22 protein-coding genes are annotated in these 19,547 nt (G+C 68.4%); 5 read left to right on the top strand and 17 right to left on the bottom strand.

Annotated elements, in window-relative coordinates; translation table 11 throughout:
- Positions 1-12 precede the first annotated feature (12 nt).
- From ACQEVO_RS36460 to ACQEVO_RS36450, 3 genes are read right to left on the bottom strand one after another with little or no spacing between them, the layout of a single operon-like run.
- A complete protein-coding gene (locus ACQEVO_RS36460) occupies positions 13-273 on the bottom strand; it encodes a hypothetical protein (RefSeq protein ID WP_432907358.1) in 261 nt (86 codons plus the stop codon).
- The gene (locus ACQEVO_RS36455) at positions 273-605 is read right to left on the bottom strand and encodes a hypothetical protein (protein ID WP_432907355.1); all 333 of its coding nucleotides are present in this window, start codon (positions 603-605) and stop codon (positions 273-275) included. The genes ACQEVO_RS36460 and ACQEVO_RS36455 overlap by 1 nt, the downstream gene beginning before the upstream one ends.
- A 56-nt stretch (positions 606-661) precedes the next feature.
- Positions 662-886 (bottom strand): hypothetical protein, encoded by a 225-nt coding sequence (locus ACQEVO_RS36450; protein WP_432907353.1) that lies wholly within the window; start codon positions 884-886, stop codon positions 662-664.
- 169 nt (positions 887-1,055) lie between these two features.
- Between ACQEVO_RS36450 and ACQEVO_RS36445 the strand changes: the two genes are divergently transcribed.
- Positions 1,056-1,265 (top strand): hypothetical protein, encoded by a 210-nt coding sequence (locus ACQEVO_RS36445; RefSeq protein ID WP_432907351.1) that lies wholly within the window; start codon positions 1,056-1,058, stop codon positions 1,263-1,265.
- 46 nt (positions 1,266-1,311) lie between these two features.
- Here the strand turns inward: ACQEVO_RS36445 and ACQEVO_RS36440 are convergent, their stop codons facing one another.
- The 14 genes from ACQEVO_RS36440 to ACQEVO_RS36375 form a co-directional block, all read right to left on the bottom strand.
- Positions 1,312-1,689 carry a DUF7240 domain-containing protein gene (locus ACQEVO_RS36440; RefSeq protein ID WP_432907348.1) on the bottom strand — a complete coding sequence of 126 codons (378 nt, stop codon included), beginning with the start codon at positions 1,687-1,689 and terminating at the stop codon, positions 1,312-1,314.
- Positions 1,572-2,114 (bottom strand): hypothetical protein, encoded by a 543-nt coding sequence (locus ACQEVO_RS36435; RefSeq protein ID WP_432907345.1) that lies wholly within the window; start codon positions 2,112-2,114, stop codon positions 1,572-1,574. Before ACQEVO_RS36435 ends, ACQEVO_RS36440 begins: the two co-directional genes overlap by 118 nt.
- Before the next feature lie 55 nt (positions 2,115-2,169).
- Positions 2,170-2,763 carry a DUF7172 family protein gene (locus ACQEVO_RS36430; protein WP_432907343.1) on the bottom strand — a complete coding sequence of 198 codons (594 nt, stop codon included), beginning with the start codon at positions 2,761-2,763 and terminating at the stop codon, positions 2,170-2,172.
- A gap of 2 nt (positions 2,764-2,765) precedes the next feature.
- Complete coding sequence (locus ACQEVO_RS36425; RefSeq protein WP_432907341.1) at positions 2,766-3,362, bottom strand: DUF7172 family protein; 597 nt, start codon at positions 3,360-3,362, stop codon at positions 2,766-2,768.
- Between the two features lie 10 nt (positions 3,363-3,372).
- Positions 3,373-3,990 carry a DUF7172 family protein gene (locus ACQEVO_RS36420; protein WP_432907338.1) on the bottom strand — a complete coding sequence of 206 codons (618 nt, stop codon included), beginning with the start codon at positions 3,988-3,990 and terminating at the stop codon, positions 3,373-3,375.
- A 2-nt stretch (positions 3,991-3,992) separates the two neighbouring features.
- On the bottom strand, positions 3,993-4,655 hold the full coding sequence (locus tag ACQEVO_RS36415; RefSeq protein ID WP_432907335.1) for a hypothetical protein: 663 nt from the start codon (positions 4,653-4,655) through the stop codon (positions 3,993-3,995).
- On the bottom strand, positions 4,652-6,250 hold the full coding sequence (locus ACQEVO_RS36410) for a hypothetical protein (protein ID WP_432907332.1): 1,599 nt from the start codon (positions 6,248-6,250) through the stop codon (positions 4,652-4,654). The genes ACQEVO_RS36415 and ACQEVO_RS36410 overlap by 4 nt, the downstream gene beginning before the upstream one ends.
- Positions 6,251-6,279: 29 nt before the next feature.
- Positions 6,280-6,663, bottom strand: coding sequence for a phage tail fiber protein (locus tag ACQEVO_RS36405; protein ID WP_432907330.1), 384 nt, complete (start codon positions 6,661-6,663; stop codon positions 6,280-6,282).
- A 118-nt stretch (positions 6,664-6,781) separates the two neighbouring features.
- The gene (locus ACQEVO_RS36400) at positions 6,782-8,035 is read right to left on the bottom strand and encodes a sugar transferase (protein ID WP_432907328.1); all 1,254 of its coding nucleotides are present in this window, start codon (positions 8,033-8,035) and stop codon (positions 6,782-6,784) included.
- Between the two features lie 7 nt (positions 8,036-8,042).
- Entirely contained in the window at positions 8,043-14,012 is a 5,970-nt protein-coding gene (locus tag ACQEVO_RS36395; RefSeq protein ID WP_432907325.1) for a hypothetical protein, read from the bottom strand.
- Between the two features lie 82 nt (positions 14,013-14,094).
- Positions 14,095-14,667: a hypothetical protein gene (locus ACQEVO_RS36390; RefSeq protein ID WP_432907323.1), complete on the bottom strand. Its 573-nt coding sequence runs from the start codon at positions 14,665-14,667 to the stop codon at positions 14,095-14,097.
- A 194-nt stretch (positions 14,668-14,861) separates the two neighbouring features.
- A complete protein-coding gene (locus ACQEVO_RS36385; protein ID WP_432907320.1) occupies positions 14,862-15,197 on the bottom strand; it encodes a hypothetical protein in 336 nt (111 codons plus the stop codon).
- Positions 15,194-16,063: an SAM-dependent methyltransferase gene (locus tag ACQEVO_RS36380; protein ID WP_432907317.1), complete on the bottom strand. Its 870-nt coding sequence runs from the start codon at positions 16,061-16,063 to the stop codon at positions 15,194-15,196. The genes ACQEVO_RS36385 and ACQEVO_RS36380 overlap by 4 nt, the downstream gene beginning before the upstream one ends.
- Positions 16,060-16,371, bottom strand: coding sequence for a hypothetical protein (locus ACQEVO_RS36375; RefSeq protein ID WP_432907314.1), 312 nt, complete (start codon positions 16,369-16,371; stop codon positions 16,060-16,062). The genes ACQEVO_RS36380 and ACQEVO_RS36375 overlap by 4 nt, the downstream gene beginning before the upstream one ends.
- A gap of 532 nt (positions 16,372-16,903) precedes the next feature.
- On the opposite strand from ACQEVO_RS36375, the gene ACQEVO_RS36370 reads away from it, so the two are divergent.
- From ACQEVO_RS36370 to ACQEVO_RS36355, 4 genes are all read left to right on the top strand, one after another.
- Entirely contained in the window at positions 16,904-18,103 is a 1,200-nt protein-coding gene (locus tag ACQEVO_RS36370; RefSeq protein ID WP_432907311.1) for a helix-turn-helix domain-containing protein, read from the top strand.
- Positions 18,100-18,336 (top strand): hypothetical protein, encoded by a 237-nt coding sequence (locus tag ACQEVO_RS36365; RefSeq protein ID WP_432907308.1) that lies wholly within the window; start codon positions 18,100-18,102, stop codon positions 18,334-18,336. The genes ACQEVO_RS36370 and ACQEVO_RS36365 overlap by 4 nt, the downstream gene beginning before the upstream one ends.
- 105 nt (positions 18,337-18,441) lie before the next feature.
- A complete protein-coding gene (locus ACQEVO_RS36360; protein WP_432907306.1) occupies positions 18,442-18,813 on the top strand; it encodes a hypothetical protein in 372 nt (123 codons plus the stop codon).
- Between the two features lie 305 nt (positions 18,814-19,118).
- Entirely contained in the window at positions 19,119-19,529 is a 411-nt protein-coding gene (locus ACQEVO_RS36355; RefSeq protein ID WP_432907303.1) for a hypothetical protein, read from the top strand.
- Positions 19,530-19,547 lie beyond the last annotated feature (18 nt).

Here is a 19,547-nt window from a genome sequence, read left to right as displayed (position 1 = left end):
TCGGCATGCCTCCTAGGCGAGTTCGGCGCGGCCCGCCACCGGTGCCGCGAAGGTCAGGACGACGCTGTTCAGATCGGGAAACTCGGCGTCGGGGATCACCATCTGGCCGTCGACGAGCACGAGCAGCGACAGCGGATACCGGGCGAACGGATGCGCGATGGTCCAGGTCGCGGCCGGCGTCGATTGGATGTGCTCGTATCCGCCGCCTCCGGGCGGCCCGGGCGGGCCCGGCGGTCCGGGGATCGGGAGGTAGTTGGTGCAGCTGCAGGCCATCAGCAGCCGCCCTGGTGGTAGACGCAGCCGGCGCGCCAGGTGTACGGCTCGACGCCCTCCATGGCGAACCGGATCCGGGCGCTGGAATCACGCGGGATCCGAGCCTGCTCGGCCGGCACATGGAACGACAGCCACTCACCGTTCACGTTGCCCACGACGGAGAGCGACCAGCCCCAGGGGTGCGAGAGTTCGAGCGTGGCCACGAGATCGGCCGGCCACCCATCGCAGTTGCGGAAGGACAGGTTGAGAGGGTCACCGCACACGAAGTAGACACGTAGCTCACCGGGCACGTTCCCGCCGCCAGTGACCGAGGGCGCGCAGCACGAGACCATGCCGCGCACGCTACGAGCCCGGGGTGCACGTGCACCGGCGCCCCGGGCTCGATGTGTTAGACGCGGGGCGGCCAGTTCCAGTGGCCCGGCGTCGGCACCTCAGCGAACGGGATCTTGGCCTTGTTGCTGGTGCCGTCGCGGTACATGACGAACAGGTCCACTGTGGATCCGTCCTCGTGTACGTGCGTGATCTTCGCGGCGGTCGGGGCGGGCAGGAACTCGCCGCCTGGGGTGCCGTAGGTCTGGTAGTGGACATCGCGGGAGATCGACGGTTTCTGCATGCCCGGCACCGTACGAACCGGGCATGCACGGGCCTGGTCGCCTCGGTGCAGAGGGCACCACACAAAACCATTGTTGCAATTCACTACCCTAGTGTTGTAACGTATTACCCGTCGGGCCGGGGTCGGACCCAGATCGACAGGCAAATCACCACGACAGGAAGTGAATCCAATGCGAACCATCACCGCCACCACAGCCTCCGCCGACCGGATCATCGAATTCTTCGGCGAGAACGATCTCGACCACCTCACCACCGACCAGATCCGCGCCGAACTCGCCGCCACCTATCGGGAGCGCAACCACCGGATCGACAACGGGCTGGATGTCGAGGACCAGGAGTGGCGGATCGGCCGGTGTCGGGTCGCCCTCGACCGCCGCTGAGCGCCCAGCGCCCCGGCCCCTGAACGGGGCCGGGGCGCACTGCTGTTCACTTCCCAAACGCGGCGAACTGTGCCTGCATCGACCTGAACGAGGACATCTCCTCGTCGGGGGTGAAGCCCGCGACCGGCCCGGTTTCTGTCGGGTCCGGTTTGTAGAGGTCGCGGCGCAGACGCGCGAGTTCCTTGGAGTCCTTGCCCTCCTCAAGGATGCCCTCGACGATATCGAGCAGCTGGTGCATCCCGAGCTGGCGTAGCGGATCAGTAATGCCGGCCAGGGCAAGGCGGGCGCGGAGCTGCCGCCAGTTCTTTATCGTGACCGCGGCGAGGATCGCCGCGGCCCGGTAGGGCGGTTCGTGCCCAGCGTCATGATCCGTTTCATCAGATCGTCGTAGAAGTTCTCGTCGATCTCCCCGGCGTAGGTCCACTCCTTGATCTGCTGCACCGAGCGCGGTGAGACGTGGCGGTTCATGAAGTCCTGGAAGTCGCCGCGGCCGACACCGGCCTCACCGAACCCGAACACGCCCAGGTAGCGAACCGCGGCCGCGGGGGGTGCTTTGACCTCGACGCGTTTGCCGTGCAGCTCGATCACCAGGTGCGGCCACTCCGGCTCTTCCTCGGTGGTGAGGTCGACGGCCGCGCCGCTGCTGTCGATGACCTGCGGCTGGTCGTCGCGGCGAGCCAGGGCCGCCTTACGTTCATCCAAGCGCTCCTGCAGCCGGGCAACCTGCTCCTCGAGGGCGGCGGCCTCCTCCTCCGGGCTCAAGGTGTCCTGCGGCCTGGGGGTGTCTGCGGCTTCGGCCTTGTCGGCGTCGGCGGCGAAATCGGCGGACCCTTCCGGTGGCTCGAACATGTGTTTCCCCTTTTCGTTGGTGTCCCCGGCACGGTACGAACGAGGCGTGCACCGGTCAGGTGAGCGCGGGGTAGGCGAATATGTCGAGCTCGGTGTCGCCGGTGTCGATGAGGTTCTCGATCTCGGGCACGTACTCGGGTAGCGGGTCAGCCGACCAGGCGAGCCGCACGATGTACAGCGCGACCCGGACCTTGAGGGTTTCGCCGGCCGCGAGGGTGACGTCGGGGCCGATCGGGGTCGTGGTGCGGCCTTGCCGGTGCTCCCAGATACCGAACACCACCGCCGGGTCCAGGCCGCGGTCCATGCCGCCACCGTGCCTGCTGGTCGCCATGTTCGTCGCGGGGTCGGCCGGGGCGACACCGGATGCCCAGCCGCGGCGTTGTTCGACGACGAATCTCTTATTCGCGGTGGTGATGACCTGGCTGGCGTCGCGGGTGCACATGCCGTAGGCGTGCTGCGGGATCGGGGTGGTGTTGGTCCAGGCGAGTGTGAGGTCGTGGACGAGGATCTCGGCGGTGTCGGTGAGGGGGTCGATGAGATTGCCGGCGACGATGCCGGTTTCGACGTGGCGCCATTGCAGCCACGGGTGCGGGCCGATTACCCCGTCGGTGGTGTCGAAGCTATCGGGGTCGATGCAGGGTTCGGTCATGGTCAGATCACCTCCAGCAGCGGGGCGGCCAGCAGTTGCAGCCGCACCCAACGGGCGTTCACTTCCTGCATGGCGTTGCCGCCGGTGCGCCACTCCCCCGGTGTCGTGACGACGCATTGGTAGCGCACCTGCACGGTTTCGCCGGCGGCGATCGCGCCGAGGGCGTCGATGGTTTGCCAGTCGTCCCAGTCGTTGAACAGGCGCGCGTACCAGTGGAACCGGGAGCCGAGCAGGGTGGGTGTGGTTTTCAGCCGACCCGCGATGCCGTCGGTGGTCACCGGCGGTACCGGCGCGTTCGGGCTGAGCCCGATATCCCAGGACACCGCATCGGAGAGGACGACCGTGTTCGCGTTTCCGGAGACGATGCTCCGCGGCGCACGGTGGGTGATCAGGTGCAGGGACTGCCATGCACCGCTGGTGTTGGTCCAGATCAGGTCCGTGTCGATTACCGGTACCGGGTCGGGTGCCTGCCCGACTTGGCCGTCCGCGGAGGAGGTCGCGAACCGTTCGGCGGGGATGTAGGGCAGCCATGCTTGGGCGAGGTCGGTGCCGCGCTGGGTGGACAGCATGTATTCGGTGGTGCAGATTTTCAGGCTCACCTCGGGGCTCCTACTGGATCGATGGGTCGAGCGTGGGCGCCGCGAACAATTGGAGACGGACGCTGCGGGCGTGGGCCTCGTGCAGCGGCTGCCCCTCGGATGCGTTGGGAGACCACGGCGGCGGGGTCCACACGTAGCAGCGATAGTGCGCATTGAGCGTCGCCCCTGCCGGGAGCGGGTCGGGCAGCCAGTTGTCCGAACTGCTCATGTCGTGGTGCAGATAAAGGCGCCCGTAGTCCGGCTGGCCCGCGTTATCGGTGCCGGTATCGAAGCTGGTCCCCATCTGGCTGTTCACCAACCGCGACGGGTCCGGTGTCCGTGGTGTGGCATCGACCGCTGTTTCCCAGGCTTCCCGGAACTGGACCGCGTTCGGTGTGCTGGTGATGATCGACCGGTATGCGCGGGTGACGCGCAGCAGCATCAGCGACGGCAGCGGCGAATCCGACACCCAGGAAACCGTTTGGTCGATCATCAGTTTGCCGGGCAGCCGGGTCTGCGCGGTGAGCGCGCCGTCGCCGGTGGAGGTGCCGGTGACATCGGCGACGAGCCGGAACACGCTCCAGGGCGCGATACCGAGCTGGCCTCCAACGATCGTCAGATTGCGGGAAACGCATACGTCGTTTGCCATGGTCAGCCTCTCGAGGTCATCGATAGGGACAGCGCCGTGGGAACCGCTGTGCTGAAAACGGAAGCCGCACCGATATTGCGGGCACCACCGACGCCAACAGCGGTGAGCGCCACGCCCTGGCCGGCGGCGAGGTACAGCTGCCCGACCACGGTGACCGGGATCCAGCCTGCGCCGGCACCCTCGTAGACGCGGCCGCCGAGGCGGGTGACACCCTCGACGGTCACGGCCGCCATCAGGTACGCGCCACCGAGTTCGAACCAGACGGTCGCGCTGACGTCGTAGGGCCCGGTTTCGGGTGCCACGACCGCGGGCGCGAGACCGCCGCCGGTGCCCCAGTCCCCGATCTGGTTGCTGATGCCGTCGAAGATGACCGGGCCGCCGGACGCAGGGATCGACTGCAGCCCGGTCCGTACCGCGGTGATCGACGGCAACGCTTGCACCGTGACCGCTTCCGGATCGACTCCGCTCGGCGGCCGCGTAGCGAGAATGCGTGAGCCGCCGTCGCGGTGGGAGCCGGCCAGGTTGCCGTCCTGGTCGGTCCACAGCACCCATTCCCCGCAGCGCACGGAGTCCGGGTGCTCGGCCAGGTCCAGGCGGCGCTCGGTGTCGCGCGACCACTCGGCGTCGGTCCGCGGCGGATCCTTGCGTTCGGTGGTGCCGGTCATCCCGCCGCCCCTCCCAACTCGATCGGCCGCGCGATCGCATCCAGCGTGACCCGCACATCACGAGCGCCGGCGGACCACGCGACCTCAACGGTTTTCAGCCGCATCCGCGTGGACAGTCCCGCCGAGGACGCGTGCACAACGAACACGTTGCCGGGCACCAGGTCCGACGTTTTGATGGGTGCCTCGGGGTGCAGGCTCGCGCCGGACGGAACCTCGAGCATGTCGCGTATGGCGCCGATATCGCGCAGGTATTGGCGGGCGGCCGCGGTGACGTTGCTCGCGCCGCGCATGTTGTCCAGGCTCCACATCGCCTGCAGGTGCAGGCCGGCCATCTCGATCCGCTCGGTGTGCGCCCAGTTCTGGCCTTGGACGCGGACGTCGTTGGCTGTGCGTTTCCCGGACCGCACGCGCCGCAGCCCGACCATGAAATCGCACTCGTCAAGTTCGGCGACCACGACATCCGGCGGGGTGCCGAGGATCGGTCGGCCGGCGACCACGGTCCAGTCCAGGCCGCGTTGCACCAGCTCGTCCATCGCCTGGTGCAGCATCTTGGAATCGGTGGTGGTGGAGTAGTCGTAGCGCTCCTCCGACAGAGCCGGCAGCACGATGGGGCGGGCGTCGATACCGTGCAGGTCCAGCATCGCCTGCCACAGATCGGCAGCGATCGGGGCGAGGTCGAGCCGCTGCCAGGACCGGGTCGTCGGCACCCGGGTGTACCACTGGAAGCCCCCGACATCGCGGGCGTCGATACGGGTAGCGCCGGTCACCAGTTCGGTGCTCACCTCATGGATCGACCCGGACCACACCTTCTCGCCGTCCTCGTAGAGGTCGATCCAGTGCAGCCACGGAATGAGATCGCCGGCGTCGATATCGAACGTTTGGATCTCAGCGCGCGTGACCTGGCTGCGGTCACGGGACCACACGATGTCGGTGGTCTCGTCGCATGCGACCCGTCCGACCGGGCGCCCGTCGACGGTGCGGACACCGATGGAGATATCGGTCGGGCCACCGGCCAGCGGGATCCCCGCGCCAGGGGTCCACGCGACCGCGGCCTCGACCGACCATCCCCACCCGACAGTGACCTCGGCATCGGCGTCTGCCGCCACATGCACATCGGCGTCGATGCTGTATCCGATCCCGATATCGGTTCCGGTGGGTCGGTCCGCGGCCGCGGCCGCCTCAACCTCCCACCCGACCCCGACAGTCGTGCCGGCCTCGATCTTCGGGATGAACTCGACCCACGTTTCGGTCGCGCCAGCGGCGACGGTGCGCTGCAGGAACGAGGACGCGAAGCCCTGTAGGTCGATGGTGTCGCCTGCGCTCACCGTGACATCGACCGTGCCGATGGTGGCGGTGTTCACGGTCAACAACTGGGTGCCGTTGAGCCGGACCCGGAACTGTTGTGTCCCACCGATGCTGGTGAAGTTGCCGCGGAATCGAATTGTCCCCAGGGCGTTGGCGTCCATCACCAGTGTGTTTCCGCCGGAGATCACGGTGGCGGGGAATCCGGCGCGGATCACGAAGGACGTCAAGGTCGTCCATTGGTTCGCGGTGATGGCCTCGGTGCCGGACTTGTTCATGCCCATGGACGACATGCGCTACCTCCTCCCTGACCGGCCGGCGCTTACGTTGCGGGGGTGGTGGTGGCGACCGTGCACTTGATCAAGGTGAGCGTGTCCCCGGAAGCGACGGGCCGCGGATTGTCCAGCACTCCGGAGGCCAAGAAGTTGCCCGCGGTCGGGTCGTCGTGCAGGGAGATGTGGGTGATGTTCTCGGTGGCGGTCATCGACCACGACCCGGACACCGATGACAGGGTCATCGAGCCACCGCTGGCGGCGTTGAGAGTGACCTGTACCCGGGTGGTGACCGCGGAGGCTTGCGCGGTCCCGTTGGCGCCGGGGTCACCGATATGCAGCTTCGCCCAGATCCCGGCCACGGGCGGCGGGGCCACACCCCGCAACCAGTCCAGGGTGGGGTTGGCAACGTTGGGGACGCTGACTCCTACCATCGCTATTCCTCGCCCTCCGTGGTGTCGGTGTCGCCCGTGGTGGTTTCGGCGCGGGTGTGGGCGACCGCGGCCTGCACGGTCAGACCGAGCCCTACGGTCGGTGTCTGGGTGGTGTCGCTCATGCGGTCCTCCCGGTCGTGGTCACTGAGACGGTGTAGTCGGCGCCGGGCGCGGATTGCGCCACCAGCTCCCAGCAGCCCGGCCCCAGCATCGTGCCGCGCCAGGGTGCACCCGACGGGGTGCCGATGATCCCGTGCTGCCGCACCCGCTGCCCGCCGATCACCGCGACCCCGCGCCCGGTCAGGGAGTCGGCGATCACCGTCGACCCCGCCGGTAGACCGGTGACCGACATTTCCCCGGTGATGTCGCAGACGCTGTCGGTGCCGCAGGGCCGCCACCAGAACTGGACGGTGGTGTCGGTTGCGCCGGCGGTGACCGACAGCGATACGGCGATATCGGTGCAGTCGCCGATATCGCTGAGATCCAGAATCCAAGTACGGGTTTCGATCGCGCACACCGGCAGACAGCCGCCGCACTCGGGGGTGGGCGCGGGGCTGAGATCGATCCTCTGCGGTGGGCACACCGTCGACCACAGCTCCGGCAGCTCGCAGGTGGCGTCGGTGCAGTCGGGGGCGTGGGCCCATTCGATCTGGGCGACCTCATCGGTATTCCACACCACAGCGTGCGTGGTGGATGCCGTCCACTCGTACGGATCCAGCGCGGCCATTTCCCACTCCACGCGCATCAGACTCGCCTGCTGATTGCTCTTGGTGGGTCGGCCGGCGACCTCGCGTTCGACCGCGCTGCTGGTGAGTACGACGCGGCGCAGGGAGCGCTCGAGGCCGGCCGCGGTGCCGTCCTCCGGGTGGGCGACGAGGTACCGCAGGACCTGCGGGTTACGCGCGGCGCGGAGCTGGCAGTTCAACCATCGCAACCCGAAGCTGGCGCCGCGGTGGGTGCACGCCCACACCAGCGCCGAGAAGCTCAGCGTGCGGTAGGTGTCCCGGTGGCGGCCGGCCACACCGCCGGCGCACACAGCGTCGGCGATATCGCGGGCCACCGGCACCGCACCGAACCCGTCCGCCGACATGACCCACACCCCGTAGAACTCACCGGACGCCGGGTTCGCCGGGTCGTACCAGGGGGCGGTGGTGATGTCGGTGTAGTCCGGGTCGCTGAGGTAGTCGGCCAGCCCGGGCCAGGAATCGTCGTAACCGACCGACAGATTCCGGCACGGCACACACGATGCGCCGGCGAAGGCGACCGCGTCCTGGGTCGGTGCGGCGGGCGGCCCGGCCAAGGCGACCACGCGGCTGCTGTTGGCCAGCTCGAGTTCGCCCAGTTCCAGCCACCCTCGGAAGATGCTGCTCATCGCGCTCCTACTTCGGCATCAGGGACAGCAGGCGGTCCTGCACCCGGTCCGGATCTGTTCGCTGGCCGTGCATGTGGATCGGTGCGTGGATCGTGGTGCGGCGGATATTGCTGGACTCGAGGTGGTCAGCGATCACCCCGAGCCGGTCGTAGCTCGAGGTCTCCCGCGGATCCAGTACCCGCTCCGGCAGGTTCGTGTCCTTGACCATCAGGCCCTTACCGATAGCGACACCGCCGGAGTCGAAGCTGTCGATCGCGGCGCCGGCACCGATCGCCAGAGTCGAGGTGAAGATCGCCGCAGCCCCGGCGAGTGCAGCACCGACCACGGCGCCGATCGCCGCACCGATCACGGTGCCGATACCCGGGATGATCGACCCGATAGCCGCACCGATGGCGGTGACCGCGAGCTGGATCATCGCCCCGAGGATCGCGGTCATGATCGGGATCACCACCGCGGTCATCAAATACCGCAACACCGCCTTGATCAGCTCGCGGTTGATGCGGTTCTGCTCGTGCATCACCTTTTCGAAGCTCGATTGGTTGCGCTGCATCAGCACCGCGGTATCCGACACCAACCGCCCGGACTCGTCGAACGAGCCGGTGAGATCACCGCGGAACTCGCGGATCTCGTCGAGGGTGTTGATGAGAGTGTCCTCGATCTCGATCACCACACCGGTCAGGTTCACGATGGTGTTGACCAAGGTGCCGCCGTCGATGTCCTGCCCGAGCACGCCGCGGCTGCGTCCTTCCCCGACTCGCGACGGCCGCTGCTGAAGGGCGGCGTTGGCGACGTCCTGGGCGACCTGCTGGAACGCCTGGGTGGCTGAGTCCGCGACGGAGACCACGGCTTCCGATATCGCCGCGGCAGCGTCGAACGCCGAGCCGGGTGCACCGAACGGGACGGCCGCGGCCGCCGGGTCGTTGCCCGCGGACTCGTACACCGCCCGCGTCGTCTGATCGGTGCCCGCCCGCACCTCGGCGAACCCGGCATCGAGCCAGCCCTGCAGCACACCGATCGCCGCATCCATCGCGGATTGCACCGTCGGCACGAGCACATCCGCGCCGAGCAACCCGGCGACCCGCATCACTTCGTCGCGCACGGCCTGCATCTGCTGCACCATCACCGCCTCGGCCGAGGACGTGGTGCGTTCGATCAGATCCCTGGTGTCGGACAGGATCCGGCCCTGCTCGTCGAGCATCATGTGCGTCTGCTCGTCGGCGACCGACGGCTGCTCGGCCGGCTGCGCCGGATCCACCGGCTGCCCGGCGCCGGGTGGTGGGTTGGTGATCGCGTCGGTGACGGCGGTGCCGACATCGCCGGCGACTTGCTGCCCGACCTGTGAGGCCGCACCGAGCGTGGCATCGGCGAACGCCGGTGCGGCGTTCTCCATCCCGGTCTGCACCGCCGCGGGCAGCGACCCGCCGCCGGTAGCGTCGGCCAGCTCCGCGAAGTTGGTCACGTGCACCGGGACCGGGCCGACACCGATCGCACCCAGCAGGCCCCCGACATCGCCACCGGTTTGGAACCGCGGCACAGCACTGTTCATCGCCCGCAGGATCGGTCCGAATACGCCGACCGCGCGCCGGTTCATCACGAACTCGCCCGGCTCCAGCAGCGCCGGCACGATATCGCCGGTGCCGGCGCCCGGGATCGGGCCACCGGTCTGCCGGCGGAACGGGTTCAAGGTGTCGACCATCGAGCCGATACCGCTGAGCGCGTTCTGCGCGCCCTCCCACGCCGCGGGCAGCAGATCGCCCAGGCCGCCGACCATGGTGGAGAGGACCTCGACCGCCTTGCCTTCGAGGGTGTCGAGGACCTGCGGCGGGATCTCGCGCCACCGCGGCGGCGGCGCACCGATCGCCGCGACGATGCCGTCCCGGATCGGGTTGGTGATCGTGGCGAACACCTCGCGGATCCGGTCCGCGACGAACCCGGCCTGGTGCTCCGGAGACGGGCCCACCGACCCGCCCGTCGACGGCTGGAAAAATCCGTTGGCACCGATGGGCAGCCCGTAGAGGGAGGCGAAATCGGTGACCGGGGTACCGCGCCCGTAGTGCACATCGCCGAGCGCGCCGCCGGACTCCACCCTGGCGGCGGGGATCCCGAGTTCGGGGATGCCGCGCAGCTCGCCCGCGGTGTGCCCGCCGCCCGGACCGCCGGGGTCGTCGGTGATACCGACCAGCATCCCGACGCCCTCGCGCAGATTCTTGACCAGGCCTTGCGCACCCTTCGACGGATACCCAGCGAAACTCGAGGTGGCCCAGTACCGCTGCCACGGGTTCATGCCCAGGATCGCGGCGATGGTCGAGCCGATCAGGCCGGAGCAGTCGAAGCTGTCGCCGACCCAGCGAGGGCCGGCCCACTGGTACGGGCGCCCGTCCTGGGCCCGCGCGAAGTCGTGGCCACGCTTGAGCTGGTGCATCCACGGCATGACCGCACCGCCGCTCCGGAACGCAAGCAACGGGTCGAACAAGCCTTCGGGGCTGACGTTCCCGATGCCTTGGGTCCGGACGGCGGCGCCGTAGGCGGAGAGATTGTCGCGGCCGAGCTGCGTGATGATCCGCCCGTTGTCCCAGGTGAACGGCACGCCCCTCGCGATCATGTCGCGGATCGCATACAGAATGTTCTGCCCGCCGGCGCGCAGGACCTCGGCGGCAGTGACAACGTGCTCGCCGCGAGACAGGCGAGCGTCAATGCTGTCGCTGGTCCCGGAGCCCGCACCCCAGACCGCGCCGCCGCGCCGGAACCCGAGCACAACCGGATCCATCGGTTCAAGGCCGGGCAGGAAGTCGGCGACGGTGTTCCATGCCTTCCGCAACCCGTCGTTCCAGACCGTGTTGACGACGAACCGGACCGGTACCGCGGCGGCTTCTTTCAGTCCGTCCCAGGCTTTGCCGATGGCTTCGATCCCGGTGGAGAACCAGCCCTTGACGGTGTCGAGGCCGCGGCCGAGGGCGGGGAACGCGGTATCGACCAGCCAGTTGATGGCGCCGCCGATCACGGTCTCGATCACCCAGGTGACGACATCGCCGATGGTGTTGAAAATGCCGGTGACGAAGGGGGCGAGGAAGTTCAGCGCCGGGACGAGGATGGTGTTGACCGCGAAGTCCACGAACCAGATCAGGGCCTCGGACAGTTTCATGATGACCGGGACGAGCGCGAGGATGACCTGGACCAGCGGCGGGAGGAGGTCCGCAGCCAGCTGCGCGATGACCGGCAGCAGCGGCAGCGCCGCCTGCACGATGCCCATGAAGGCGGTAATGAGCTGGGGCAGCACCGGCGCGAGCTGCGTGATGGCATCCGCCAGGGCCTGCCCGATGATCATTGCCACTTCGGCGATGACCGGCGCGACCATCCGGAACACCGGCAGCAGGGCGTCCACGAGCTGCGAAATGACGGGCGCGAACGCCTGGAAGATCACCGTGAGGGCAGGCGCCAGGGACTGGACCAGCAGTGAGATGACTTCCGCGACGTAGGGCAGGATCGGCGCGATGGCTTCGAGCAGCGCATTGAAGGCGGTCAGCAGCGGGCCGAGCGCTGGGGCCAGGGCCTCGACCGCGTGAATCAGGGCCTGCCCGACGGTGATCGCGATCTGAGCGAGGATCGGCATCAGCGGCGACAGGGCGTCGCCCAGGGTTTGGAGCAGGACCTGGACCACGGGCAGGATTGGGACGAGCGCATCGGCCAGCGCGGAAATGAGAGTGGACAGACCGGGCATGATCGCGGTCAGGCTGTTCGCGAATACGGCGCCGATTTCACCGAGGGCCGGAGCCACAGCCACAAGGGCCTGCCCGAGGGACTCGAACAAGGGCCGGAGGGTGGGGAGCACCTGGGTGGCCATGGTCCCGAGTGAGGCGATGAGGCTGCCGAGGAGCGGCCCGACGCCGCGGAGGGCGTCGGCGAACCCGACCATGATCTGGTCGAGCATCCCGCTGTTCGCCATTTGCGTGAAGACGCCGCCGATCGATTCGCCGATGCTGGCGATGGCCGAGCCGACGTTCTCCATGTGCGGCGCGACCGCGGTGGTGAAGTCGAGCCAGCCCTGCGTCAGTCCGCCGGTGCCCGAGGTGAGGCCCTTGATCAATCCCTCGGAGGCGGCGAGGGAGTTGTTGATCAGGGCGATTCCGCGCTCGGACTGCAGGAAGTTCGCGGCCTGGATCGCGGCTGCGTTGAACGCGCCGGCGACACCGTTCATCGAGTCCTGGATTCCGGGCAGCGTGACGTTCGCGGTCTGGGTGAGTTCCTCGCCGAGGTTGGCGAACAGGTTGTCCTGGACGGCGTCGCTGAACGCTTCCCACGCGGGTTTCGCGGCTTGCGCCGCTAGCACGAACGCTGCCGCGTTCGGGCTCAGCTCCGCCAGCGCCTGGCTCGCCTTCTGCGCGCTCGGCAACGCCTTGGTCTGCGCGTCGGTGAGCGCGGCCTGCGCCTGCGTCAGCTGAGCTTCCGCGTCGGCCAAGCGCTCGTCGGCCTGCGCCTGCCGCTCCCGCACCGCGACGACCTGGTCGCTGCCTTCGATCCCCTTCTTCTCGGCATCGGCCAGCTTCTCGGCGTTGTCGGCGTTGCGGTCCTGGACCTCCTCGAGACGGATCTGCGCGCCGATCACCCGGTCGACCGCTTCCTCACGTGCCCGGGCATCGAACGGGTTTGTCTCGGCGAGTTCTCGCTGAGCATCGGCCAGGTCGCGGGCGGCCTGCCGCTCGTCGAGGACGCCGCGGCGCGCGCTGCGGTGGTAGTCCTCGAGCTGCTCGGTCGCGTCTTTCCGGGCCCGGGTGAGGTCCTCCTCGATGGACAGCGCGTCACGCTTGGCGTCCCGGACCGCGCGCTCGGCCATGGTGACCTGCTGGGTGGCGGCGGCTACCGCCTTCGCCTGCGCTTCGGCCTCCCGTGGCGCGTTCTCCGATGCGGTAGCGACGGCATCGAATGCGTCCTTGACGCCCTGCAGCCCGACCGTGATCACGCCGATGGCCGCGCCGAACGCGGGCGCGAGCGCCGCGGCCCCGAGGACCAGGCCGCCTATCGCGCCCGCGGCCAGGCCCGCCGCGCCGACGATCGCGGCGAGGCCGGCTCCGACCGCGGCGATCCCGCCGGCGGTGCCGGCAACGCCGCGTAGCGATCCGAGCAGGCTGCCACTCGATGCGGCGGCCCGGTCGAGGATGCTGCGGTCGATATCGACGTTGACGTGCTGGGTGATCGGTGGCTGTGTGAGCGCCTCGAGCTGCTGGCGCAGCACCACCATGTCGGCGATAGATGCGCCGCCGTCGACGTCGACGGGGATGGTGATCCGCCAGTCGTTGCCTTGCTGTAGCGCCGCCAGCTCCGCGTCCACCCGTTGCGCGAACCCGGTGAAATCCGGTGTGGCATCGACGGCGAGCGGGCCGTTGAGCGCCTGGTCCACGTCGAGGGTGACCCGCTGCCGGAGATCCGGTTCGGTCAGCGTTTCGAGGTCCTGGCGGACGAGCGCCATTTGCGCGATGGCGCCGGCACCGTCGACGTCGATCGGGATCACGATCGGCGTCGCCTGCGCCCGCATCGTCGCCTGGGCGGCCTGGAATTCCGCGAGCGCGGCGGCGATGTTGAGATCGACGTCCCAGGTGATCTGCTGGCGACCCGGCGCCGCGGACGCTTGCTGCGCGTCACGGTTTACGTCGATGTCGACCTGTTGGCGGATCGGGGCGGCGGCCGCCTGCATCAGGTCGTGCACGGCCCGCACCTGGTTGACCGCGCCAGCGCCGTCGACGTCGAACCCGACTTGGATCCGGTGGCTGTTGGCGTAGCGCTGGGCTTCGTCGATCCCGCGGGCGACTTCGGCCTGCAGATCGCCAGCGAGTTCGGCGGTGACCTGCAGCGCGGTGCGGGCGAGGTCGCGCTGCACTTCGCGCATGGTGTCGGCGACCGCGGCCCGTAGGGCCCGCTCGAAGGAGTCGTCGTCGAACTCGGCTTCGACTTCGACTCGGATGGACCCGACGGGACTGGTCATGTGGCCGGACCGTACGAGCCGGGGGTGCACGCAAAAGGCCGCCGCCAGCGTTGCTGCTGGCGGCGGCCCTCGAGCTACAGGGTTATCCCGTGATCGGGATGCGGTGTGTTTCCCGTGGTGTGCGGGTGTCCCAGATATCGGACATCAGCAGCGACGACGCGGGATCGGACACGTCGACCAGGACCCAGCCGCGGTACTTCGCGTTCGCGGTCCAGTTCTTGTCGAAGGTCTCGCGGTCGGCGATGCACAGATCGTTCGCGGCCGGCATGTCCTTGGTGTAGCCGTCGGGCGCGAGTTCCTGGAACCACTGGTCGGAGATGTATTTCAGCGGCGGATTACCGGTGGTCGCGACGTCGAGTTCCAGCGCGACGCGCGTGCCGGCCGCCGGTTCGACGGTCCCGAACTGGGTGGCGCACTGCGGGTCGACCTCGATCGACACCACCGTCACGGTAGCGGTGGGACCGTTCTGGTTGCTGATCTCGAACGGCGTCCCGACAGCGACATCGATCGGGGCGCTGGCGCCGGTGTCGGCGGTGACGGGGGTGGTGGCCAAGGCTGCCGTAGCGGTGTCGGTGTCGTCGGATGAGCAGCCGGCGAGGGTGAGGATCGCCGCGGCCGCGAGGGCGGCGGCGACCATGGGTCTGAGTCTGGGCAAGGGGAGATCTCCTGGATCTGTGTCGTGGTGTCGATATCGGCCGATCCAAAATACGGCGACTGCAGGCGTTTCGGACCCGGTTGCGATATCGGGGCCGGCTTGATCACGGTCGGCGCTCCGATGCATGCGGCGCACAGCAGGACCGGCGCGGCCGCGGCCAGAGCCGCGACCGCGTCGCCGAGGAGCGCCCACATCTATTGGCCGCCGTCCTCTGTGAAGAACACGCCACGGTTGAGGACCTTGTCGGTTTCGGTGTCCAGGACGGCGAGCATGATCCGCAGGACACCGGGCGGGCCGCCGACGTGGTCGGGGTTCGGCATGATCACCGCGGTGGCGCCGGCTTCCCGGATGTCGTAGGACACGGTGAGGAAGTCGACGGACTCGACGATGTGGATCATCGTCGGGACCATTGCGAACCCGTACCGGGCTGCGAGTGAGCGGATGTCGCGCTCGCACTGGTCGACATCGGGGACGCGGCGCGTGTCGATCAGGCCGATCGCCATCGGCTGCTCTATATCTCTGCGGTTCATCCGACGCTCCGCAGGGCGGTGCCGCCGCGCCGCTTGTAGGCGATGCCGCCGACCATCAGTGTTTCGGGCGCGGTCCGCTCATGGCCCGACGGTCCTTCGGGCCACCAGTCGTCGAGTTCGACCAGGCCCGGGTGGACCAGCTTGAGGCCGGCGAACAGGTCGAGGATCTGTTCGCGGGTGCGGAACCAGCCGGACCCCAGGCCGCCGAGGAACGCCTTCTCCAGTTCGCGTGCGAGCGAGTGCCGTTCGGGATCCGCGGGCCCGGGATCGAGGTAGTGGGTGATCGCGATATAGGAGCCGGCGGGCAGCAGGTTGGCGTACCGGGTCATGATCTCGGCGGGCTGCTGGTCGTCACCGATGTGGGGCAGTATCCCGGTGAGCAGCAGCGCGATCGGCCGGTCGAGGTCGAAGTAGCCGCGGCAGCTGGATTTCAGGATCTCCTCCGGGTTGGTGAGATCTCCGGGCAGGTAGCGGACATTTTCGGCCGCCAAAAGGACTTGGCCGTGGGCCACGCATACGGGGTCGCTGTCGATGTAGAGGACGTGGACGTCGGTGCGGTCCCACTCCTGCGCGTACTGGTGGGTGTTCCGGAATGCCGGGAGCCCGGCGCCGAGGTGTATGAACTGGTGGATCTCGGCGTTCTGGGCGAGGAACCGGGTCGCTCTCGCGAGCCATGCCTGGTTACGGAGGTGGACGTAACCGAAATTCGGTGCGATATCGGTGATCGCTCTCCACGCCAGAATGTCGACGCTGTAGTTGTCTTTCCCGCGGAGGCTGTAGTTGTAGACGCGGGGGATGCTGGGCCGCGTCACGTCCACGGCGACGGCTGGCCGGCGTGTGGCGGGGGTTCGGACGGCTTCGCTCAATGCTTCGCCTCCTCGTATCGGGCGGCCAGCCGGTGGCGTGGGCACTGGTGGCCGCGGTGCAGGTGCATGACGTGCTGCGCGTGCGGGTAGCTGCGGATCGGATCTCGGTACAGGCATTCACCGGGCAGCTCCGGCGCCCGTTCACGGGGCAGCTCCGGGGCGCGCAGCGCCGTGGCGATCTGCTGCAGCAGGGAGTGGCCGGGTAGGTCGGGGGCCCGCAGTGCTGCGGCGATGTGCTGCAGCATGGGGAGGTCGACGTCCGCCCAGTCTGCGTCGGCGTTGATGCTGGGCAGTACGGCCGTGGTCACTGGTGGTCCTCGCAATATTGCGCGGCCACCCGGTACCGCGGGCACCGGTGTTTGGCGTGGTCGGAGCGCACGTTCAGTGCGTGGACGTATCCGCGGACCGGTTCGGTGGATCTGCAGGCGGTGGGGTGATCGAACGCGCGGAGTGCGGAGGCGACGCGGGCGAGACGGATCCGGTTGCGGCTGTGCCACACCCGTAAGGACGCGGCTATCGACGGGTCGCGGGCCGGTCTCACGGGCAGTGTGGGTAGCTCCTGGCGCATCGGGGTTACCTCGCGTTTTGGTTTCAGGTTTTGGAGTCACCCGGTGTATGCGACAGTGGCTTTACAGCTGGTTGTAGTTGCTGAAAGGAACACAGGTACCGGGTGACGTGTCGAGGATGTCGTGCCTGATGCGGTCAACACCGGCCTCTACCCGGCCAAAACCGGCCACGGACAACTGCAGTCGGCGCGACCACTACTCCTGAGGGGTCCGGATGGCTAGCTTCACTGCATGGACTGGTGACAGCGCACGCGCACTGCGCGCCGCTTACCGAATGAGCCAGCCACAATTCGCCGCCTCCCTCGGCATCGGTGAACGCACGGTGCGCCGATGGGAATCCGGCGGCAACATCAGGCCCGACCACCAAGCCGCGTTGGACACCATGCTGCACAGGGCATCCGCCGAGGTGCGGCATGCGTTCCAGCGGTTGCGGACCGACACCCAGGAGGACGATGTGGACCGCCGGAAGTTTCTGATCTCAGCCGCGCTCGGCGCCGGCGGACTATCGACACTCGGTGTCGCCGACAACCCGGCGCGCGTCGAGTGGCTGATGTCCGGCGCCGGCCGCCCCGACACCTGGGCGGTGGAGCGGGTGCGCAGCACTCTGTATGAGTCGATGCTCATCGACGACGCGCTGGGATCTCCGGCCGCGCAGGGGATGGTGATCGCACAACAGCAGCTGACCGAGGCCCTGCTGGAGTCGTGCCCGGAACCGTTGCGCACCGACCTCGTTGCGTTGCACGGCGAGTGGCTCGGGTTCGCCGGGTGTCTGGCGTGGGATCAGGGCGACCATTCGACCGCGGCCCGGCTCTACCATCGGGGCCGCGATCTAGCCCACGATGCGGAGGACAGCGACGGCGCCGCCTATATGCTCGCGCACCTGTCGCAGCTGGCGCTGTGGCAGAAACGTCCGCGGGTCGCGGTGGACCATGCGGTCGCCGCCCAATCATGGGTTGCCCGGTCGGCCGATATCGCGTTGCGCGCCTACATCTCCATGCGCGCCGCCGACGCGTACGCCGCGTCCGAGCAGGAGGCGGCGGCGATGGCCGCGCTCGATGCGGCCGAACGCGACCTCGAGAAGGTACCGGCCGCGATGGGGCCGGCCGATTCGCGTGCGTACTTCGCCGACCGGGCCCTGATGATCTCGTTCCGCGGCGGGTGCCTGTCGATGCTGGGGCGGCACGCTGAGGCGGTGGAGGCGTCCCGGGCCGCGGTGGAGGCGATCGATCCCACCCGCACCCGGGACCGGGCGATGGTGATGCTCGAGCTGGAACGCGCACTGATCGGGGTCGGTGATGTCGACGAGGCCGCCGCGGTGGTGGCCGATGCGGTACAGATCACCGACCAGAACCGGTCGCCTCGTCTCGCGTCGGCGATCCTCGATGGCCGGCGCGCGTTGTCGCCATGGGCCGGTTCGACCGCGGTCCGCGCTCTGGATGGGGAGCTGGCGCGCCGGGATATGGTGTTGGTGTGAAGTCGAGGCAGCCAGGTGCTGAAGCGGCGGCCCGCGTGGAGCAGGCCAGGGCCGAGGCCCGCGCCGCTGAGCAGGAACGTAATCGCCGGTTCGTCGAGGCCGTGGGGGATGCCGAGCCGGTGCCGCTCGAGCTGGCGGAAGAGTATGGGTTGACCGGGCGTGAGGCGGTGCACATCGTCAACGCGGCCCGGTCCGGGACGCGGGCGATGCGTTCTCGTTTGTTCGGCAACTGATGTTGCAATTCACTACCCTAGTGTTGTAAAGTATTACTTGTCGGACCGGGGTCGGACCCGGACCGACAGGCAAATCACCAACACGAAAGGGAGTGAATCTCCACTATGAACAACGCAATGTGGACCCGGCTCACCATCCGAATGCTGGCCCGCTACACCCAGATGCACAAGGTGCTCGGCAGCCTGCCGACGCCGGTCCTGCTGGCCTCGCCGCACGACGAGCTGACCCCCTCGGAGATGATCGAGAGCGCCGCCCGGGCGCGTGACACCCTGAGCGGAATGCTGATGCACCGGGAGGCGCGGGCAGCCCTCAAGACGGGGGTCACGGACTGGCTGACCGGAACGGTCCTGATGGCCACCGGCACCCGGGACGAGGAAGATGCCCGCTGGGCGTACCCCGCCGCGATGCTCGCGTTCGACCGAGCAGGCGAGGAACTGGACCAGGCGGTGATCCTGCTCCACCGGAACGAGGAGTAGCAGAAACAGACGAGGCCCCGGCGCAACGCCGGGGCCTCGCCCTCTCTGCATGGTCGGCCGACGAGCGAGGGCGAGCCCTCAAAGTCGGAACCCATCGGCCGGGCAAATCACCCCGTGAAGGGATGCGCCCACCAGGATATCGTCCGAGGCCATCGGGAGCGAGAGGCGGCCGGTCGAAATCGGTCGGAAAATCAACCCGCCCAAGGGTTGCAAATCACTACCCGAGTGTTGTAAAGTATTACTTGTCGGAACGGGGTCGGACCCGGACCGACAGGCAAATCGCCTACAACACGAAGGGAGTCCACATGGACGACTACATGATGCAGCTGCTCAACCTCAAGGTCCGCGCCATCGCGGTGTACAACCTGATGGCCAAGATCCTCGGCGGCCTGGAGCTGCCGATCACCTTGGCCTCGATCGACGGGGACACCGCCCCCGGCGACATGGTTGAAAGCGCCATCCGGGCCCGCACGGCCCTGCGCGACCTGCCCATGCACGAGGTTGCCTCCGGTCTCCTGACCACCGCGATCACCGACTGGCTCTCGGCCATGGCGATGATCGCGATCTCCGGCGAGGACGAGGACAACCGGACCTGGGCGCTGGCCTCGGCCGGGCTCCAGTTCGGCCGGGCCGACGAGGAGCTCCGGATCGCGAAGGGGATCCTCGACGGCAAAGTAGCCATCGAGATCCTCGACGACGACGAGGACAAGGAGTAACGAGCAGAAACCGGGGCC

It is taken from the genome of Nocardia sp. CA-290969 (genome assembly GCF_050936135.1).
Taxonomy (GTDB): Bacteria; Actinomycetota; Actinomycetes; order Mycobacteriales; family Mycobacteriaceae; genus Nocardia.
This window is presented reverse-complemented; position numbering and strand designations above follow the sequence as displayed.

What these genes read in the sequence shown, in the direction of transcription:
- ACQEVO_RS36435 (WP_432907345.1), bottom strand. Translation starts at nt 2,114, where the DNA reads ATGTTCGAGCCACCGGAAGGGTCCGCCGATTTCGCCGCCGACGCCGAC.
- ACQEVO_RS36385 (WP_432907320.1), bottom strand. Translation starts at nt 15,197, where the DNA reads ATGAACCGCAGAGATATAGAGCAGCCGATGGCGATCGGCCTGATCGAC.
- ACQEVO_RS36415 (WP_432907335.1), bottom strand. Translation starts at nt 4,655, where the DNA reads ATGACCGGCACCACCGAACGCAAGGATCCGCCGCGGACCGACGCCGAG.
- ACQEVO_RS36405 (WP_432907330.1), bottom strand. Translation starts at nt 6,663, where the DNA reads ATGGTAGGAGTCAGCGTCCCCAACGTTGCCAACCCCACCCTGGACTGG.
- ACQEVO_RS36370 (WP_432907311.1), top strand. Translation starts at nt 16,904, where the DNA reads ATGAGCCAGCCACAATTCGCCGCCTCCCTCGGCATCGGTGAACGCACG.
- ACQEVO_RS36410 (WP_432907332.1), bottom strand. Translation starts at nt 6,250, where the DNA reads ATGTCGTCCATGGGCATGAACAAGTCCGGCACCGAGGCCATCACCGCG.
- ACQEVO_RS36400 (WP_432907328.1), bottom strand. Translation starts at nt 8,035, where the DNA reads ATGAGCAGCATCTTCCGAGGGTGGCTGGAACTGGGCGAACTCGAGCTG.
- ACQEVO_RS36355 (WP_432907303.1), top strand. Translation starts at nt 19,119, where the DNA reads ATGGACGACTACATGATGCAGCTGCTCAACCTCAAGGTCCGCGCCATC.
- ACQEVO_RS36395 (WP_432907325.1), bottom strand. Translation starts at nt 14,012, where the DNA reads ATGACCAGTCCCGTCGGGTCCATCCGAGTCGAAGTCGAAGCCGAGTTC.
- ACQEVO_RS36450 (WP_432907353.1), bottom strand. Translation starts at nt 886, where the DNA reads ATGCAGAAACCGTCGATCTCCCGCGATGTCCACTACCAGACCTACGGC.
- ACQEVO_RS36445 (WP_432907351.1), top strand. Translation starts at nt 1,056, where the DNA reads ATGCGAACCATCACCGCCACCACAGCCTCCGCCGACCGGATCATCGAA.
- ACQEVO_RS36455 (WP_432907355.1), bottom strand. Translation starts at nt 605, where the DNA reads ATGGTCTCGTGCTGCGCGCCCTCGGTCACTGGCGGCGGGAACGTGCCC.
- ACQEVO_RS36360 (WP_432907306.1), top strand. Translation starts at nt 18,442, where the DNA reads ATGAACAACGCAATGTGGACCCGGCTCACCATCCGAATGCTGGCCCGC.
- ACQEVO_RS36430 (WP_432907343.1), bottom strand. Translation starts at nt 2,763, where the DNA reads ATGACCGAACCCTGCATCGACCCCGATAGCTTCGACACCACCGACGGG.
- ACQEVO_RS36420 (WP_432907338.1), bottom strand. Translation starts at nt 3,990, where the DNA reads ATGGCAAACGACGTATGCGTTTCCCGCAATCTGACGATCGTTGGAGGC.
- ACQEVO_RS36460 (WP_432907358.1), bottom strand. Translation starts at nt 273, where the DNA reads ATGGCCTGCAGCTGCACCAACTACCTCCCGATCCCCGGACCGCCGGGC.